The sequence below is a fragment of the Olsenella sp. oral taxon 807 genome (genome assembly GCF_001189515.2).
GTDB lineage: Bacteria > Actinomycetota > Coriobacteriia > Coriobacteriales > Atopobiaceae > Olsenella_F.
This window is the reverse complement of record NZ_CP012069.2, coordinates 942,719-961,041: the sequence shown is the minus strand read 5'-3', so window position 1 is coordinate 961,041 and position 18,323 is coordinate 942,719. Positions and strand designations below refer to the sequence as shown.

Here is an 18,323-nt window from a genome sequence, read left to right as displayed (position 1 = left end):
GGATAATAATGGTGGCAAGGATGGGCATAGTGAAAACGAGCGGCGCAGCAGACCATCGTTCAAGTTCCGTACGCCAGCTGCTTGACCATGCGGGTCCTTATGCGAAACATCTGTATGCATCAGTGGTCTTGGCCATATGCGGCGAGCTTTTCGGGATGCTCCCCTTTGCGGCCGTTGCCATCATGGTCGAAAGCCTCTTAGATGGCACGGCCACCACGTCAGGCGCGCTCGCCCTCTTCGCCGTCGCCTTAGGTGGTCAGCTGCTCAGGCTGGCCTTGACCTTCATCTCCACCCTCATGTCGCACAAGGCGACGTATCGAATCCTGAAGAACATGCGCAGCGCGATAGCGGAAAAGATGTTTCGCGTTCCTTTGGGCGTCTTGCTGGAAACCCCCGCGGGGGACTTCAAGACCCTCATGGTGGATACCGTCTCAAAGCTCGAGGATTCCATGGCGCACTTCATGCCCGAGGTAACATCCAACGTTGTGGCGCCGTTTTGCTGCATCGTGGTGGTGTTCACCCTCGACTGGCGCATGGGCTTGGCGGCCCTTGCCACCATCCCACTCGGCCTTCTGTGCTATGCGGGCATGATGCGCGACTATAAGAGCAGGAGCGCAACGTACACGAGCTCCCAAAACGCCATGAACAGCACCCTCGTCGAATACGTGGGGGGCATCGAGGTTATCAAGGCGTTTAATCAAGGGACCTCCTCCTATGGGAAGTTCAGCGAGGCCGTCGGCTCCTTTCATGACAGTACCCTGTCTTGGTGGAGGCAGAGCTGGTTCTGGTCGGCGATGGCGCAGGCAGTCATGCCCACCACCCTGCTCGTGACCCTTCCCGTAGGCGCATGGCTCTACAAGGAGGGGTCGACTTCCCTCCCGGCCTTTATTGTCTGCATCATCCTTCCCATAGGATTCATCGCACCCCTGATGCGCGTGGCAAGATACTCCGAGCAGTTCAATATGGTTCGCGCCCACCTCGCCACCATCCAGGCGTTTCTCGAAAAGGCCGAGTTGAAGCGCCCCGAGCAGGACATTCCGCTAGACGATACGGCATATCGCTTCGAGCACGTATGGTTCTCCTACGGTGACGCCACGGTCTTGAAGGACGTCTCGTTCGTCGTCGAGCCAAGAACCGTTTGTGCCATAGTGGGGCCATCGGGCTCCGGCAAGTCGACCATCGCGAAGCTGATGGCAGGCTTCTGGGATCCCCAGGAAGGGCGTGTCGTTTTCAGGGGAGCCGACATCAGGGACATCCCATCTCGGCAGATGACGGGCGCGATAAGCTACGTCTCCCAAGACAACTTCCTTTTCAACGAGAGCATCCGCGAGAACATCCGCCTTGGAAGGCCCAGCGCAACCGACGAAGAGGTGGAGCTGGCTGCGAAGGCCGCGTGCTGCCACGACTTTATCGTTCAGTTGGAGGACGGATACGACACCGATGCTGGCGATGCTGGCAACAGAATGTCGGGTGGCGAGCGCCAGCGTATCACGATTGCCCGGGCCATCCTGGCGGATGCGCCCGTCGTTATCCTCGACGAAGCCACTGCTTATGCCGATCCGGAAAACGAGCGTTTAATCCAACAAGCGCTCAGCGAGCTTGTCCGCGACAAGACCCTCATCGTGGTGGCCCATCGGCTCTCTACGATTCAGGGCGCCGACCAGATCCTGGTACTCGACCACGGCAAGCTTGTGGGCCGTGGAACCCAGTCCGAACTCCTAGCATCCTGCCCACTCTATCAACGACTCTGGAACGACTACGTCAGCGTAGCCGAGTTGGCATAGGGGGCCGCATGTTTGCTATCGTCAAAAGAATACTTGCCTTGTCCGGTGCATATCGGCCGCGCGTGATTGCCGGCATAGTATTCAGTACTCTAAAGTCATGTTGCGCTGCGCTTCCTTTCTTTGCCCTATTGCTGATCATGGCCAACATCAACACACTCACCGCCACGATTATAGGACAGGCATTCACCATCGTCACCTTAAGTGTCGCGGGCCGGTTTTTGTTCCAGTACCTTACCAACATCACGATGAGCGTGGCAGGGTACGACATCTTCCGAGATAGGCGGCTCGAGATCGGCGAGCAGCTGAAGCGGGCCCCCATGGGCTATTTCACGGAAGGCAACCTGGGCACCATCCAGACAGTGCTCACGACAACCATATCTGACTTGGAGGGCAATTGCATGCTGGCCCTCACGTTCCTCGTCGGCGGCTTCGCACAGGCTCTCGCCATGACCCTGATGCTCTGCCTTGCCTGCCTGCCGATCGGGCTCGTCTCCCTCGCGAGCATCCTGGCGGGCACGGCCGTCCTCGCCCTCATCAGAAGGCGGGCGGGAGCCCATACGAAGGATATGCAGGGTGCCCAAGAGCGCTTGGTCGGCAGTGCCTTGGAGTACATTCGGGGCATCTCCATCCTGCGATCCTTCGGGAAGGGCAGGGAGAGCAAAGGCAAGGTGGACGAAGCCTTCGAGAACAAGCTGAGAAGCGACCTGGAAGTGACGCACGCGACGGCGGGCGCCATGAAGCTGTACGAAGCTGTGTTCAAGATCGCAAGCTGCCTGATGTTTTTGGTAGCGGCATTGCTCTACCTGCGAGGAACCATCTCCCTGTCCTCCTGCCTCCTGTTCATCGTCTGCGCCTTTATCGTCTTCATGGAGCTGGAGCTCCTGGGCGACGGGGCGTTTCTGAGCAAGCTGCTCACGACGCAGCTCGACCGCCTCGATTCGATAGCCGACATTCCCCTCCTCGACGAGGGCGGGGACGATATAGCCCCCGCCTCGTACGACATAGAGTTCAAAGACGTGGCCTTCGCCTATGGGAGCCGCGAGGTGCTGACGGGCATCAACCTGAACATCCCCCAAAACACCACGTGCGCCATCGTGGGTCCCTCGGGCTCGGGAAAGACGACGCTGTGCAATCTGATAGCGCGGTTCTGGGACGTCCAGTCGGGCTCCGTCTTTGTCGGGGGGCACGACGTGCGCGAGTACACCTGCGGCAGCCTCCTTTCGCTCGTCAGCATGGTCTTCCAGAACGTCTACCTCTTCCATGACACGATCGAGAGCAACATCCGCTTCGGAAGGCCCGAGGCAAGCCGGACGGAGGTCATCGAGGCCGCGAAGAAGGCGCGCTGCCACGAGTTCATCGAAGCCCTGCCGGACGGGTACGACACGGTTGTCGGGGCTGGCGGCTCGACGCTTTCGGGCGGAGAGGCCCAACGGGTCAGCATCGCGCGAGCCATTCTGAAAGATGCGCCTATCGTCATCTTGGACGAGGCCACCTCCAGCGTGGACCCGGAAAACGAAAAAGAGCTTCTGTCTGCCATACGCGAGCTTACGAGGGACAAGACCCTCATCTCGATAGCCCATAGGCTCTCGACGGTTCGCCATGCGGATCAGATCGTCGTTATCGACCAGGGCAAAATCGCCCAAAAGGGGACTCATGAGCAGCTGGCAAGCCAAGACGGAATATACAGCAGGTTCATCCGATGCCGCACGCAGTCGATCGAGTGGAGGCTGTAAGCCCAGCATGCAAGGGGGCGCACAAGAACCGCTCATCCGCTTCGACGACGTCTCGTTCCAATACGAGGGCCAGGACAAGAGGAGCCTGCAGAACGTCGACATCACCATCGACGCAGGCGAGCTGGTACTGGTCACCGGCGAGAGCGGTAGCGGCAAGACGACGCTCACGCGATGCGTCAACTGCCTGATCCCTCATTTCTTCAGGGGCGAGCTGAGCGGCGAGGTCCTGGTCGGCGGCCGTTCTATCAAGGAGACGACCCCCGGAGACGCGGGGAAGCTGGTCGCTTCAATTTTTCAGGATCCCAGGAGCCAGTTCTTCACGACGAGCAGTGATGGGGAAGCCGCGTTTGCGTGTGAGAACTACGGCGTTGCGCACGAGGAGATCGTGAGGAGGGTGGACGACTCCTTCGCCACCCTGGGCATGGGGGACCTGAAAGGGAAAAGCATCTTCTCGCTATCGAGCGGGCAACGCCAGAAGGTTGCGTTCATTGCGGCGGCAACCCTCAACCCAGGGATATACGTCCTCGATGAACCGACGGCGAACTTAGATAGTGCCACGGTTCTCCAGGTCAGAGACGTACTTGCTGCCCTGAAGGAAGCTGGGCACACCATCGTGGTCTCGGAGCACCGCCTGTTCTGGCTGGCAGGTCTTGTAGACCACATCATAGTCATGCGACAGGGACGGGTTATCGAGGACAGCGCGGGCAGCCATATGGAGCTGATGACGGCCGACGCCCTGCACGACAAGCAGTTGCGCGCATTCGACCTGGGATCGCTTAGGCACGCTTCGCCGCCCGCTCCCCCCTGCAGGGGGGATGTGTTCCTCCGAGCAAGTCACGTCAGGTTTTCCTACAGGGGCGAGCCCTTGCTGCTCGACGACGTTTCGCTCAGCGCGTGGAAGGGCGAGGTCATCGCCTTAATCGGGCGCAACGGAAGTGGAAAGACGACCCTGGGCAAAGTGCTGGCGGGGTTGATCCCCTGCAGGAACGGACGCTTCGTTGTAGCTGGGTCACAGGTGAGGCAAAAGCGGCTCAGCGACTACGCGTACTTCGTCATGCAGGAAGCGGATCACCAGCTGTACAAAGAGAGCGCCGTGGAGGAGCTGCGCCTCGGCAACGAGCGGGCGAGCGACATCGACGAAAGGATCGCCGGCATCCTCGACATGCTCAACCTCACCGACTTCGCGCAGCATCACCCCTACGCGCTCTCGGGGGGCCAAAAGCAGCGCCTGACCATCGGCACCGCCATGGCCTCCAGCAAACCCATCGTCGTGCTCGACGAGCCGACGAGCGGCTTGGACTGGGGCAACATGTGCGCGGTTGCTCAGGCCATCAACCAACTTCGGGAATCGGGAAGGCTCGTCTTCGTCATCACGCACGACATCGAGCTCGTAGACCTCACGGCAACGCGGGTCCTTGCGCTCGCCGAGGGACGCATAGCCGATGACTTTCCCCTATCCTCGCAGGCGGCGCTGGAAAGGACCCGACAGATCATGCTCGGCGGTGGTCTCCTGTGATACAGTCCGTTGGATTGCGCTACGACCCCCGTGTTAAGCTGCTACTGGTCCTGCTCACATCGACGCTGGCCTTTTCGCTGGGCGGGGGCGTCACCGGGGCGCTCCTGTTCGGGATCGTGCTCCTGTTTGCCCTGTTGGCGGGCATCTGGAAAGACGCGCTTGCCTATGTGGCCGTCTACGTCCTGCTGTTCCTGCTGGCGCAGGTGGTGCCGGCGCACCTCGCATCGGTCATACAGTTCTTCTTCCTTCGCATGCTCACGATCGCGCTCGGACTAAGCCTGCTTTTTCAGACGACGGAGATCTCGGAGCTCATCTCGTCGCTGCGGTCGAGCCATGTCCCCCAGGTCGTGATCATCCCGTTTGCCGTCGCCCTGCGCTTCCTACCTTCCATCATGCAGGATGCCATCTATATAAAACAGGGGTTAAAGACGAGGGGGGTCGGCTTGTCGTTGCGACGCGTTCTCGCCCATCCTGCCCAGACGTACGAGGCCTTCATCGTGCCGATTCTCATGAGGGTCCTGATGACCGCCACCGAGCTTTCCGCCTCCGCCGAGACGCGGGGCATCAGCTATCCGTGTGAGAAGACGCAGTACCAGATAGCCGAATTCAGCCCGAAGGACGGCCTCCTCGTTGCGCTTATGACGGCGCTCTTCGCGCTTGTCGTGGGAGTTTCATTGTCGATGCGCTAACAGTTAATCTCAAAGAGAGGATAGACAATGGGAAACGAAGGAAAAACTGAATTTCAGGTCAAAGATTTGATAGTGACCGCGCTTTTGGCCGTATGCGCCTTGGCTATCTACATGGTGTGCGCGATACTGTCCTTCTCGCCCTACACCATGCTGGCAGTGAGTCCCCTCTGGGCGTTGCTAGCTGGTATTACGTACTTCTTGGTCGCGGCAAGAACCAAGAAATCCTGGGCGCTGTTCGTGTTCTGCGCGCTCACGGGCGTGCATGGCCTTTATGTGCCGATGATCGTGTGTTGCCTGATAGCGGGCGTCATTGCTGCCACCTTGGCGTCGAAGACCAGCTGCACGAACGAGAGAGCGCTCACGGCGAGCTACGTCGTGTACATGGTACTCGCGGCCTTCGGCGGCATGTACGTGCCCTTCCTGTTCTTCTCCCAGCAGACGCTCACCCAGTACTCGACGCAGTTCGGAGAGGACTACATGCAACTGCTGAGCACGATAGTCTCCCCCGCGATGGCAGTAGCCATGCTGTTGGTTGTGGCGTTGTGCGCGTTTCTCGGATCCCTGATTGCGCGCAAGCTGCTTAAGAAGCATTTCCAGAAGGCCGGTTTGGTGTAGCGCGGGGGCGCGTCATGACCGACGGCTGAGATGGTCGGTTTTCCCTTGGAGCATGCAGGCAATCTCCGGGGAAGTAAAGATCAACTCACCGGCTAAGGATGAGAACGCGCATGTACTCGGATGCTCATGATGGAGCTTCGAATGCCGTACACTTATCCCTAGATGACGCTAATTGTAGAACTACAGCTCCAGGCCGAGGACGTCACGGTCGAATTCCCTGACGTCGATTGACGAGGGCACCTTCACCCCGAGCGCCTTGTAGTACTCGCGGACCTGCCTCGACGGCGTCTCGACCACGACCCTGCCGTCGGCGTTGGTGTAGCAGGACAGCGACCTGGCCTTGCCCCATACCTCGGTGAGGGAGACGTCGGCCCCGGCGAGCGCCTTGCGCATCCTGAGCACCACGATGGTGCCGATGATGTCGGCGAGGATCTTGCCGCGCACGGTGAGGTCGCTCCACTTGCGCAGCGGCAGCAGGCCCAGGTAGTCCTTGCTGGTCTTGAAGACGCCCTCGATCTCGGTGCGGCAGAAGTACTCGTCCAGGATCTCGCGGGGCGTCGCGACCTTGGTGGACATCAGCACGAAGTAGCCCTGCCGCACGGTCTCCCAGTCCTTCTCGGCGAGCGACATCCCGTCGAACCTCTCCTGGTTCTTGTCCAGCCACCTGGCGAAGCGCGGCGTGGCGTTGGTCTGGTCCACGTAGACGTAGCAGTGCAGCCTCACGCCCTGCACCTCGACGTCGCGCCTCCTGGCGAAGTAGAGGTGGCCGGAGCGCGTGATCGCGTACTTGCCCTTGCCGATCAGAGAGCGGACGCCCCGCCAGAGCTCGCGGTACGGGTACCCCCTCCTCGCCGGCATCCTGACCAGCACGTCCCTCTCGCCCTCGGAGAAGGCCTCGAGCAGCTCGCGCGACGCGTAGCCCGCGTCGAGGACCGCGGTTACGACCTCGATGCCGAGCGTGGCGAGGACGTCGCCCATCACGGTCTTTATGGTCGAGAGGTCAAGTACGTTGCCGGGCACGACCTCGTACCAGACGGGCAGCCCCGTCGTCTCGTCGAGCACGAGCGCGAGGCGCATCTGGACCGCCGCGCCCCTCAGCCCGTGGCTGCAGAGGGCGTTGAGCGGGTTGTCGACCGCGTCGTTCGGGAGCGGGGTGGAGTCCACGTAGCATGCGCGGCCGAAGCCGGGCTTCGTCCTCCTCATGAGCCTGGCGAACGCCCTGAAGAACGCGACCTTCGCCCCGTCGGCGCCCATCGCCGAGAAGAACGCCGTGTCCGATCTCAGCGACGCGGGCGGCACGCCCGGCAGCGCCAGAGCCGCGAAGGACCTGGCCACCATGTTGTCGCAGGTCTCGCGGCTCCCGTCCCGCACCACGCCGTGCGTGACGTGGGCGAGGGCGCGCTGGTAGGACCGGTCGTCGGGGAGCGCCTCCCTGAGGCACCCCGCGACCCCATCGGCGCCCAGGAACGACAGCAGCAGGTGCTCGGGGCCGAGCTCCAGGTGCCGCGGCGGCTCGGGGAACGCGCCCGTGTTCGCCAGCCGCTCGTCGCCCTTGGCCACCGGCGCGAATCCGTCGGCGTCCGCGTCGTACTCCACCAGGCCGCGCGTCGGTGACGCGAACACGCCCGAGCGCCTGTCGTCCGCGAGCCAGACGACCTTGCCCAGCCTCTCGCGCACCGCCTGCGCCGAGTGGTACTTGGCGCCGCGCACGTACGACGTGTCGACCACGGCGGCGGACCCGCTCCTGATTGCGCCGGACTCGTCCCTGACCAGCTTCTGCACCTTTATGAACGGCATCCCGGTCGCCTCCCGTGCCACACAGGAAGTAGTAAGTAGCACTACATATAATATAGCACAAGAGAGGCCCCTTGGGGCCTCGACCTGCGATTTTCTCGATTTTCTTTGGTTTGATCAGGCGGTAGTTCTACAATCAGAAAGAACTAGGGCTTATTCTTCTTAGAAGATCTGCGCCTGCTCATGTGACGCATGCAACAGGAAAGGGGCACGCGATGAAGCCATCGTTCGAGGGACAGGGCTCGCTGTTCGACACCACTGACGAAGAGGTGGCGGACAGCTCGGCGCCGCTCGCAGCACGCATGCGGCCAAAGACCCTCGACGAGGTGTCGGGACAGACCCACCTCATAGGACCGGGCAACGTGCTACGCCGCATGATCGAGGCCGACCAGCTGCCGTCCATGATCTTCTGGGGGCCTCCCGGCGTGGGCAAGACCACAATCGCGCGGGTCATCGCGCGCCAGACACGTGCCGAGTTCATCACCTTCTCTGCCGTGACGAGCGGCATCAAGGAGATCCGCGAGATCATGAGGCGTGCGGGTGCGCAGACGCATACAGGCAGGCGCACCATCGTGTTCGTCGACGAGATTCACCGATTCAACAAGGCGCAGCAGGACGCGTTTCTGCCCTTCGTGGAAGAGGGCGCGATCACGCTCATCGGAGCCACGACCGAGAACCCGTCCTTCGAGGTGAACGGGGCGCTCCTCTCACGCTGTAAGGTATTCGTGCTAAAGGGGCTGACCAAGGAGGAGGTCGAGGGCTTGCTGCGCCGTGCGCTGACCGATGAGCGTGGCTTCGGCGGACAGGAAGTGAGAATTGCTGACGACCTGCTTGACGCCATCACCACGTTCGCAAACGGTGACGCGCGCATGGCGCTCTCGACGCTCGAGATGGTGGTTCTCAACGGTGATACGGAAGGCGACGTGGTCACGGTAACACCCGAGACAGTAAGGCAGTGCACGGGCCAGCGCAGCCTACTCTACGACAAGACGGGTGAGGAGCACTACAACATCATCAGTGCACTACACAAGTCGATGCGCAACTCCGACCCCGACGCCGCCGTATACTGGCTCGCGCGCATGCTCGAATCCGGTGAGGACCCGCTCTACGTTGCCCGCCGCATAACGCGCTTTGCGTCGGAGGATGTTGGCCTCGCCGACACCAACGCCCTCAACGTAGCCGTGAACGCCTTCCACGCCTGCCATTTCATCGGGATGCCCGAGTGCTCGGTGCACCTCACCGAGGCGGTCATATACCTGTCTCTCGCACCCAAGTCAAACAGCAGCTACATCGCCTACGAGCGTGCCAAGAAGGACGCCCTGCACAGCATGGCGGAGCCCGTGCCGCTCGTTATCCGTAACGCCCCGACGCGCCTGATGAAGGATCTGGGCTACGGTAAGGACTACCGCCTGGCACACTACGAGAAGCACAAGGTGGCTGCCAACATGCAGTACCTGCCCGACTCACTCGCAGGATCTGAGTACTATCACCCCACGTGCGAGGGTCGCGAGGCGTGGCTTTCCGAGCGCCTGTCCGATGTCAAACGGTGGCGCGCGGGGACTCCAGACGACACGCAAGAGTAGGGAGCAGGATCCTAGGCGCAAAGTCGCCGCGTTTCGTTCCACATAGCGGCATCGTGCGTATCTCTGCAGTCTCACACGACGGTATCGTGTAAAATGAGCTTATCCCATGTTGCGGCATCGTGTTATACGAACGTATGAACAGGAGATTGATGCTTGAGAGAAAAGTCCTTGATCACATGCGCAGGTGGAAGTCCCGCGCCAGGGGCAGGGAGGCCCTTCTTATCGAGGGAGCACGGCGCGTCGGCAAGAGCACGGCGGTCGAGCAATTCGCAAAAAACGAGTATCGCTCGAGCATCATCATCGACTTCTCGCGTCTGCCGCGCGACGTGAGATCCATCTTCGAGGATCAGCGCGATGACCTTGATACGTTCTTCATGCTTCTGTCCGCCTACTACAGGACGCCACTGCACACGCGTGAATCGCTCATCGTGTTTGACGAGGTACAGCTCTATCCGAAGGCACGCGAGATGATCAAACACCTTGTCGCTGATGGACGGTACGACTTCATGGAGACTGGGTCGCTCATCTCCATCAAGAGACATATAAAGGATATCGTCATTCCCTCCGAGGAACGCAAGCTTGAGATGGATCCCCTGGACTTCGAGGAATTCTGCTGGGCAATGGGCGAGAAGCTGCTGTCGGACCTCATCAGGAACTCCTTCGAGACCTCAAGGCAGCTGCCAGATGCCCTTCACAAGCGAGCCATGAGGCTCTGGCGCGAATACCTGCTCGTAGGCGGCATGCCACAGGCAGTCAACGAATACGTGCAGTCGCGAGACTTCAATGAGGTGGACTATATCAAGCGCGGCATCATCGATCTCTACCTCAATGACATGGGAAAGCTCGCCAACGGCGACGCTGGCAAGCTACGCAGCATCTTCTCACAGATACCCGGACAGCTCTCGAAGCATGAGAAGAAGTTCACGCTGGCGTCAATCGACCGCGAGGCACGGTCGAGGAGCTATGACTCCGCATTCTTCTGGCTTGAAGACGCGCGACTCACCAATATATGTCGCAACGCAACCGATCCGACGGTCGGCTTGGGCCTCAGCGAGGACAACGCATCATTCAAGTGCTACATGGCGGATACGGGGCTGCTCGTCTCCCAGGTCTTCGCCGATCGTCGATCGACGCCGAGTGAGGTATATAGGGATATCCTCTTTGACAGGCTCTCGCTCAACGAGGGAATGCTCGTTGAGAACGCTGTGGCACAACAGCTCAGGGCAAACGGTCGGAGGCTCTTCTTCTACTCCCGCTATGCGAGAGGCGACTCCCAAAGGACGATGGAGATAGACTTTCTCATCGTACGTGCGCATGACGACGCGAACCTGAGGGCCCGCGTGAGCCCTGTCGAGGTCAAGTCAACGAAGCGTTACGGCACATCATTGCTCGACAAGTTCGAGCGGACCTTTGGCGATCGGCTCGGCAGATCCTACGTGCTGCACCCAAGGCAGGTGGCGAGTTCGGGTCAGAGAACCCTGCTGCCGCTCTACTTCGCATTCTGCCTCTAACCGTGCGAATCCCCCACTGTCTCATTTTATCGGGTACTTCAAGTACGCAGATTGCACGTATGTGGCGTGGGACTTGAAGCGCGGGGACGAGATGAAGCCAAGTGGTTCACACACCTTGCGAGCGACACAGTTTGCTTTGTATGCTGACGGAGATACAAGTACGGTTGAGAAGGGCGCGGGAACGGCGGTGACGAGGTCGAGACACGCCTTTGACGTGACGGAGGACGAGAGCCTCCTTGCTACGAAGACCAGCAGAAGAGGTGGACCACATATGGAGAGATACATAGCATTTGACGTGGAGACCCCAAACCACCTGAATGACCGCATGAGTTCCATCGGGATCACGGTGGTGCAAGACGGCGAGGTCGAGGACGAGTACCATACCCTCGTGAACCCGGAGAGCCACTTCGATCTCTTTAACACCCGACTTACGGGGATAAGCGCAAAGACGGTACAAGACGCACCGACCTTCCCAAAAGCATGGGAACAGATCGAGCCAGTGATGTCGAGCGGCTTGCTTGTAGCGCACAACGCCGTGTTCGACCTGGGGGTTCTCAGGAAGTGCCTTGACGCCTACGGCATCGCTTGGAAGGCCCGGGCCAGCTACCTGTGCACCGTGCAGATGGGCAGGAGGCTGCTTCCGGGAATGAGCCACAGGCTAGACGTGCTGTGTGAGTACTACGGCATTGACCTCGACCATCATCGAGCCGAAAGCGACAGCCGCGCCTGCGCTCAGATACTATTGCGTTATCTCGAGCGTGGAGAGAACATACAGCGTCATGTCAGGACGTACTCATTTGAGGGAAAGATGAGTAGGCAGTAAGTAATGAGGGCTGTCCGAGACCAAGCGGTAGACAGCGACGTGCACGCGCGGTCAAAAACTATGGCCGGTCCTGCCACATGGCACCACGTACTATGTGCAGCCTGCGTGTAGGCAAGACGACCTCGACCTAATACCCCAGGCCGAATGCCCACAGGGGAATCACATTGCCATACCCATGCTCGATATCGTCTCTCACCACATAGCCGTGTTGCACCCCAGCAAGCTGGTCCTGCCCCTTGGAGCGGCCCCCTACCTCAAATGTGTTGCCGCCAATCTCGAAATCGGAGACAAAAGACGATGTCACATCGCCCAGTACACGTGTTTGATTGAGAAAGAACGTCTAGCGCAGCGTCCCCACGTCAACCGCCGCAAGGGCACGCCACGTGACCGTTTACACGACGCGCGGATCCCCCACGATAGCTCGCGAAGTGTGTGAATCACTCACATCGCCATCGCGAAGTGAGTGATTTTTCGCACCAAACTCCATGCGCATCAGGAGAGTGAATTTACATCATCGCAGTTCAGACGCTTATTGAAGAGAAGCTCGATGTGAGTGAATCACTCACATCGCGACAAGGGCAGCGCCGTCTTTCCCGCAACACCTCGTGTCAGTCGCGCTCCATGTCAGCGGGGAATCGACAGGGTCGCCCCCGATCTCCGGCAAACCCACTCTATCCGTTCGTATTTGATCATATTTAGAATTCAAGATATGATCAAATACGAACGGATATAAACGAATGAAGCCGCCGTTATGGAAAGGAGGCAGCATGGGTGAGCCCGACAATCCCTTCAACCCCGGCGCCGGACGACGCCCTCCTCTCCTCACTGGTCGCGACCGTCTTATTGCCTCCATGCATCTTGACATGGGTCGTGTCGTCTCGAAGCGTGAGGAGGGACGACCGTGCGTCATCTGGGGGCTGCGAGGTATCGGAAAGACTGTCTTGCTCAACGAACTTGCCGAGCATGCACGAAACTCAGGCTGGATCGTCATCCTCACGGAGGCGACGGAGCGCGAGTCACTCTCGCAACGCATTGCACAGGCAACCTATCTGGAGCTCAGGCAGATACGAACAAGATCAAAGCGCATTACTGACACCCTCGCGCGCGCTGTGAGGGTGCTGAGATCGTTTCAGCTCACCATCGACCCAAGCGGCTCATACTCCATTGGCATCGACGTGGAACCTGCACGGGGCTATGCTGACACGGGCAACCTCTCTCTAGACCTTCAGGACATGCTTCGCGCGCTGGGTGACGCAGCTCACGCTTCGAGTACAGCTGTGTTTCTCGGCATTGATGAGCTGCAGGAGGCCGGTCAAGAGGAGCTTGACGCCCTGAACGTCGCGCTACACACCCTCGGGCAGGGCAATGAGCAGACGCCGCTCTTCTTCTGTGGGACAGGCCTTCCCACACTTCCCAGCATCCTTGCCAAGGCAACGAGCTATGCGGAGCGCATGTACCGCTACCATCAGCTCGATCTGCTCTCGAACGAGGACGTGCGCCTCGCGCTGCAGGAGCCCTGCGAACGCCTTGGAGTGAGCTGGGATGAGGGCGCCATACAGCGCGTAACTGCAGTTTCGGCTGGCTATCCTTACTTTGTCCAGAGCTGTGGCTACTTTGCGTGGGAACAGAGGACCTCGTCCACGCTGATCTCGGATGAGGACGCGATGATTGCCACGAGGCTGGCGCAGGACGAGGTGGACAGCGGGCTGTACCGCTCCCGCTGGGATCGTGCGACCGACGCCCAGCGCAGATTCATGGAGGCCATGTCGCTGGACGAGGGTGCCTCGTTGATGGATGACCTCGCGCGGCGCCTGGGCCGCAAGCCGAGCAGCCTCACGTCTGTGCGCAAGCGGCTCGTTGACGCGGGCCTGATATATGCACCTCGCACAGGCCAGCTCGACTTCACCGTGCCGGGGATGGGCCGCTACATCCAACGCGTTTCCAACGGACGGTAGCCGCAAGCGCACGCGGAGTATCACGAGACGCCAACGGCGAGGCGCCACCTTGCACCTGTGCACCACAGCTACCCCACACTCCCGACCATCCAATCAAGCTGCTGTAGAATCATCTGCCTTCCAGCTATAGTGGAGGTGCAGCATCGGCACGTCGACGGGAGACCAGCATGCCAGCCAGCGCGCAGCCCAATGACATACGACTCATCTGCGGCCTCGGAAACCCCGGTGCCGAGTACGAGCGCACTCGTCACAACGCCGGCTTTGTCACCATTGACATCCTCGCGCGACGCGCTCACGCCTCGTTCTGGAAGAGCGCGGCGGGGTGCATGACCTGTCGCATCCAGCTCAAGGGGACGGACGGTGATCCATGTCCGGTCGTACTCGCAAAGCCGCAGAGCTACATGAACACGAGCGGCGGACCCCTCTCTAAGCTCATGCGCGAGCTTGGGGTCTTGGCACCAGAGATCCTGGTTGTCCACGACGAGGTGGACCTCTCGCAGGGAGAGGTGCGCGTCAAGTGCGGCGGAGGCCTCAACGCCCACAATGGCCTTCGCTCGATCGCAGACAAGCTGGGCACCCGCGACTTCGCCCGCGTGCGCGTGGGCATTGGACGGCCACCCGGGAGAATGAGCGTCGCTGACTATGCCCTGCGCCAACTCAAGGGAAGCTTCCTCGAGGAGTTCGAGCTCAGCTGTGAGCGCGCCGCAGATGCCTGCGAGATGTGCCTGGAGCGCGGGGTCGCGTTTTCCGTCAAGAACTGCTAGCCCCGCACCTGTCGCCCATCGCCCGGCGTTCCCTGTCATGGCGTCCACCCTGAGGCGCTGCGAGCGCCACCACCACGACGACCTTCCCTGCTGGATCTGCGACCCGACACATTACACATGATCAGAGAATCCAAAGGTAAAACCCTTTGACAATAATTAGAATCTACCTATGAACGTCTGGAGAGGGTGGCGTCCGAAGGGGTAGCGGACGCCATGGGTACAAGACACTCTTGGAGAGGAGTATGCATATGTACAAAATTCTCGAGAAGACACAGTTCTCGGAGAAGGTGTTCAAGTTTCGCGTCGAGGCACCCGAGATGGCCAAGCACGCCCACGCGGGCCAGTTTCTCGTGATTCGTGCCAACGAGACGGGCGAGCGGGTGCCATTCACCTTTGCGGACTGGAATGCCGCCGAGGGCTGGATCGAGTTCATCTTCATGGTGATCGGCAAGACCACTACGATGCTCTCGAGCTACGAGGCGGGAGACTACCTGCAGGACGTGACCGGCCCCTTGGGCCAGCCCACCGAGATGGGAGAGGGCAAGTGGGCCATCATCGGCGGCGGAGTGGGGCTTGCCATCGCCTTTCCCGTCGCGCGCCAGTTCGTCGCCAGCGGCAACGAGGTCCACGCGATCATGGGTGCTCGTACCAAGGAGCTGCTCCTCTTGGAGGACCAGTTTCGCTCCATCCTTGACGACGACCACGTCCACATCACGACCGACGATGGTTCCTACGGTGAGAAAGGCGTCGTTACCGTACCGCTCGAGCGCCTGCTCAAGGGAGGCGAGGTCGACCATGTCTTCTGCGTGGGTCCTGTGCCCATGATGAAGTTCTCGACCCTCACCGCCGAGAGGTACAACACGCCGATCACCGCATCACTCAACCCGATCATGGTCGACGGCACCGGCATGTGCGGCTGCTGTCGCGTCGAGATCGACGGGCAGACGAAGTTCGCCTGCGTGGACGGGCCTGACTTTGACGCCACGAAGGTCGACTGGAACGACCTGCGCGCGCGCCAAGCTGCGTACCGCAGCGAGGAGAGCCTGTCGCTCAAGTCATATGAGGAGGCGAACTACGCATGCCAGAGCTAAAGGGTCGCTGGGTCGCGGACATGAAGTCCCCGCGCACCGCCGACAACGAGGAGCCCGCCGAGGAGCGCGCTCGCGACTTCCGTCCCGTCGACAAGGGGTTCACCGAGCAGATGGCCATTGCCGAGGCAGCACGCTGCCTGAGGTGCAAGAGGCCCCTCTGCGTGGAGGGTTGCCCCGTCAACATCAACATACCCGCCTTCATCGAGAAGATCTACGAGAAGAGCTTTGGCGAGGGTCTCGACATCATCCACGAGTCCTCAATGCTGCCTGCCATCTGCGGTCGCGTCTGCCCGCAGGAGAGCCAGTGTGAGGGAGTCTGCATACGTGGCAAGAGGGGCGAGCCCGTAGCCATTGGCCAGCTGGAGCGTTTCTTGGGCGACCAGCCCGAGCTAGCCAGCCCCACGAAGGTCTCCCCCCAAAACGGCAGGCGCGTGGCCGTCATCGGCTCTGGCCCCTCCGGTATCGCCTGCGCAGGGGAGCTTGCCCGCAACGGCTTTGACGTCACCGTATTTGAGGCGTTCTTCACGGGCGGGGGCGTGCTCGTCTACGGCATTCCAGAGTTTCGTCTTCCCAAGGAGGTCGTCAGGCGCGAGATCGACGGCCTTAAGGACCTTGGTGTGAAGTTTGAGTACAACAGCGTCATGGGCCGTCTGGCCGACGCCGAGGAGCTCTTGGGCGAGAAGGGCTTCGATGCCCTCTACGTGGCGACAGGTGCAGGCCTGCCAAAGTTCCTGAACATACCCGGAGAGAACCTCCCGAACGTCTTCTTCGCAAACGAGTACCTGACGCGCGTGAACCTCATGAAGGCAAACCAGTTTCCCGCCTACGACACCCCCACCAAGCACGGCAAGAATGTCATCGTCTTCGGCGGCGGCAACGTGGCCATGGACGCCGTGCGCACGGCCAAGCGCCTGGGGGCAGAGCGCGCCATCATCGCCTACCGGCGCACCGAGGCGGAGATGCCAGCACGCCGCGCCGAGCTGCACCATGCGAAGGCCGAGGGCGTCGAGGTCATGCCGCTCATGGCGCCGCTCGAGTTCTTGGCCGGCGAGGACGGCAGCGTCTGTGCGACCCGCGTCCAGAGGATGGAGCTCGGAGAGCCCGACGACTCCGGCCGGCGTCGCCCCATACCCATAGAGGGCGCCATCGAGGAGATACCCTGCGATGTCGCCATCTCGGCCATCGGCACGAACGCCAACCCCTTTGCCAAGCTCATCGGAGGCATGAAGCTCAATAAGTGGGGCTACATCGACGCCGATGAGGATGGACGGACGAGCAATCCCAAGATCTGGGCGGGAGGCGACATCGTCACCGGCGCCGCGACAGTCATTCTGGCAATGGGTGCCGGCAAGAAGGCCGCAGCGAGCATGACCGAGGCGCTGATCGACTAAGGCAGGGTCCCGGCACTTCCTTAGTCCACTGGGCGCAGACCCGGATCGCCGCCAGCCCCGAGGGCCTGCGCCCAGCTGCCGAAATATCTGGGCCGTCGCTTGCGTGCGGCGGCCACGTCCGGCGCCACGTGGCATGAGGCCCTCACCCATCCCACGGGAGGTGGGGACGTGCGCCGCCCGCGACGTCGCGGGCGGCAGCGGGCGCGCGACAGTCGTCAGGTCCGCAGGGGGCGCCAGGGTCACGAAGGAGGACCGCGTATACCTGGGACGGGTCGTGGACAGGGCGCGCGGGGTGTACCGGAGCCGGGAGCGGGGGATGTTCCCCTACGACCTGGCGACGGGTGAGTTCGGGCCCGCGCCGGAGGGCGTCGAGGGGCCGAGGAGGCGCAACGCCCGCGCCGCAGGCACGGCGCTCGTCGTGTCGTTCGGCGACGCGTTCCCGCCGGGCTCGTTCCTGAGATCGGGCGGGCTGATGACCTGCGCCGACGCGTGCGGCCACGCCGAGCCCGACACGGTGCGGGCGCTGCTGGCGTTCTACGTGCCCGCCGGCCTCACCGACCGCCACGCCGGGGACTGGTGGGAGCTCACCTACGCGAGGCTCCCCTGCTCTAGGGCCAGGATGGCCTCTCAGAAGGTCAGCGAGCATGTGGAACACGTTGATAACCCTCACCTGACGGCACACCGTACACTGCCACTCGTCGGTGAACGTACGAGACGGAACGTTCAGGGTCGAGTGGCAGTGCCATCCTCACTGCCACTCGACATCGAGCGTACCGCATTGGTACGATCAGGGCCGAGTGGCAGTGCGTCCGGTACGTTCAGAGGCGAGTGGCAGTGCAACTCACACTGCCACTCGGTGGTGAGCGCGCTGGGCGGCATGCCGTACACTGCCACTCGGCATCGAGCGTGCTGGGCAGCGCACCGTACACTGCCACTCGGTGGTGAACGTACGGGACGGCACGTTCAGGGTCGAGTGGCAGTGCGTCCGGTACGTTCGGGGGCGAGTGGCAGTGCAACTCACACTGCCACTCGGTGGTGAGCGTACTGGGCGGCACGCCGCACACTGCCAATCTA

At 61.2% G+C, this 18,323-nt stretch carries 13 protein-coding genes; 12 read left to right on the top strand and 1 reads right to left on the bottom strand.

Annotated elements, in window-relative coordinates; genetic code table 11:
• Window positions 1-20 precede the first annotated feature (20 nt).
• The 5 genes from ADJ70_RS04115 to ADJ70_RS04095 are packed head-to-tail and all read left to right on the top strand — an operon-like array spanning window position 21 to window position 6,337.
• Complete coding sequence (locus ADJ70_RS04115; protein WP_050344758.1) at window positions 21-1,784, top strand: ABC transporter ATP-binding protein; 1,764 nt, start codon at window positions 21-23, stop codon at window positions 1,782-1,784.
• A gap of 8 nt (window positions 1,785-1,792) precedes the next feature.
• Window positions 1,793-3,517, top strand: coding sequence for an ABC transporter ATP-binding protein (locus tag ADJ70_RS04110; protein ID WP_050343750.1), 1,725 nt, complete (start codon window positions 1,793-1,795; stop codon window positions 3,515-3,517).
• Between the two features lie 7 nt (window positions 3,518-3,524).
• A complete protein-coding gene (locus ADJ70_RS04105) occupies window positions 3,525-5,033 on the top strand; it encodes an ABC transporter ATP-binding protein (protein WP_050343748.1) in 1,509 nt (502 codons plus the stop codon).
• Complete coding sequence (locus ADJ70_RS04100; RefSeq protein WP_050343747.1) at window positions 5,030-5,722, top strand: energy-coupling factor transporter transmembrane protein EcfT; 693 nt, start codon at window positions 5,030-5,032, stop codon at window positions 5,720-5,722. Before ADJ70_RS04105 ends, ADJ70_RS04100 begins: the two co-directional genes overlap by 4 nt.
• Before the next feature lie 27 nt (window positions 5,723-5,749).
• On the top strand, window positions 5,750-6,337 hold the full coding sequence (locus ADJ70_RS04095; RefSeq protein WP_050343745.1) for an MptD family putative ECF transporter S component: 588 nt from the start codon (window positions 5,750-5,752) through the stop codon (window positions 6,335-6,337).
• Window positions 6,338-6,517: 180 nt separating this feature from the next.
• Here ADJ70_RS04095 and ADJ70_RS04090 read toward each other — a convergent pair whose 3' ends face one another.
• Window positions 6,518-8,134 carry a transposase gene (locus tag ADJ70_RS04090; RefSeq protein ID WP_050340583.1) on the bottom strand — a complete coding sequence of 539 codons (1,617 nt, stop codon included), beginning with the start codon at window positions 8,132-8,134 and terminating at the stop codon, window positions 6,518-6,520.
• A gap of 212 nt (window positions 8,135-8,346) precedes the next feature.
• Here ADJ70_RS04090 and ADJ70_RS04085 point away from each other — a divergent pair, with 212 nt between their 5' ends.
• The 7 genes from ADJ70_RS04085 (at window position 8,347) to gltA (ending at window position 17,249) form a co-directional block, all read left to right on the top strand.
• Window positions 8,347-9,714, top strand: a complete 1,368-nt coding sequence (locus ADJ70_RS04085; RefSeq protein ID WP_050343743.1) for a replication-associated recombination protein A — start codon at window positions 8,347-8,349, stop codon at window positions 9,712-9,714.
• Between the two features lie 149 nt (window positions 9,715-9,863).
• Window positions 9,864-11,225, top strand: a complete 1,362-nt coding sequence (locus ADJ70_RS04080; RefSeq protein ID WP_050343741.1) for an ATP-binding protein — start codon at window positions 9,864-9,866, stop codon at window positions 11,223-11,225.
• Between the two features lie 271 nt (window positions 11,226-11,496).
• Window positions 11,497-12,048, top strand: a complete 552-nt coding sequence (locus tag ADJ70_RS04075) for a 3'-5' exonuclease (protein WP_050343739.1) — start codon at window positions 11,497-11,499, stop codon at window positions 12,046-12,048.
• A 767-nt stretch (window positions 12,049-12,815) separates the two neighbouring features.
• Window positions 12,816-14,003 carry an ATP-binding protein gene (locus ADJ70_RS04070; RefSeq protein ID WP_050343736.1) on the top strand — a complete coding sequence of 396 codons (1,188 nt, stop codon included), beginning with the start codon at window positions 12,816-12,818 and terminating at the stop codon, window positions 14,001-14,003.
• Between the two features lie 167 nt (window positions 14,004-14,170).
• Window positions 14,171-14,767, top strand: a complete 597-nt coding sequence (gene pth / locus ADJ70_RS04065; RefSeq protein ID WP_050343734.1) for an aminoacyl-tRNA hydrolase — start codon at window positions 14,171-14,173, stop codon at window positions 14,765-14,767.
• 248 nt (window positions 14,768-15,015) lie between these two features.
• Window positions 15,016-15,858: a sulfide/dihydroorotate dehydrogenase-like FAD/NAD-binding protein gene (locus ADJ70_RS04060; protein ID WP_050343732.1), complete on the top strand. Its 843-nt coding sequence runs from the start codon at window positions 15,016-15,018 to the stop codon at window positions 15,856-15,858.
• Window positions 15,846-17,249, top strand: a complete 1,404-nt coding sequence (gltA, locus tag ADJ70_RS04055; protein ID WP_050343730.1) for an NADPH-dependent glutamate synthase — start codon at window positions 15,846-15,848, stop codon at window positions 17,247-17,249. Before ADJ70_RS04060 ends, gltA begins: the two co-directional genes overlap by 13 nt.
• The last annotated feature ends 1,074 nt before the right edge of the window (window positions 17,250-18,323 follow it).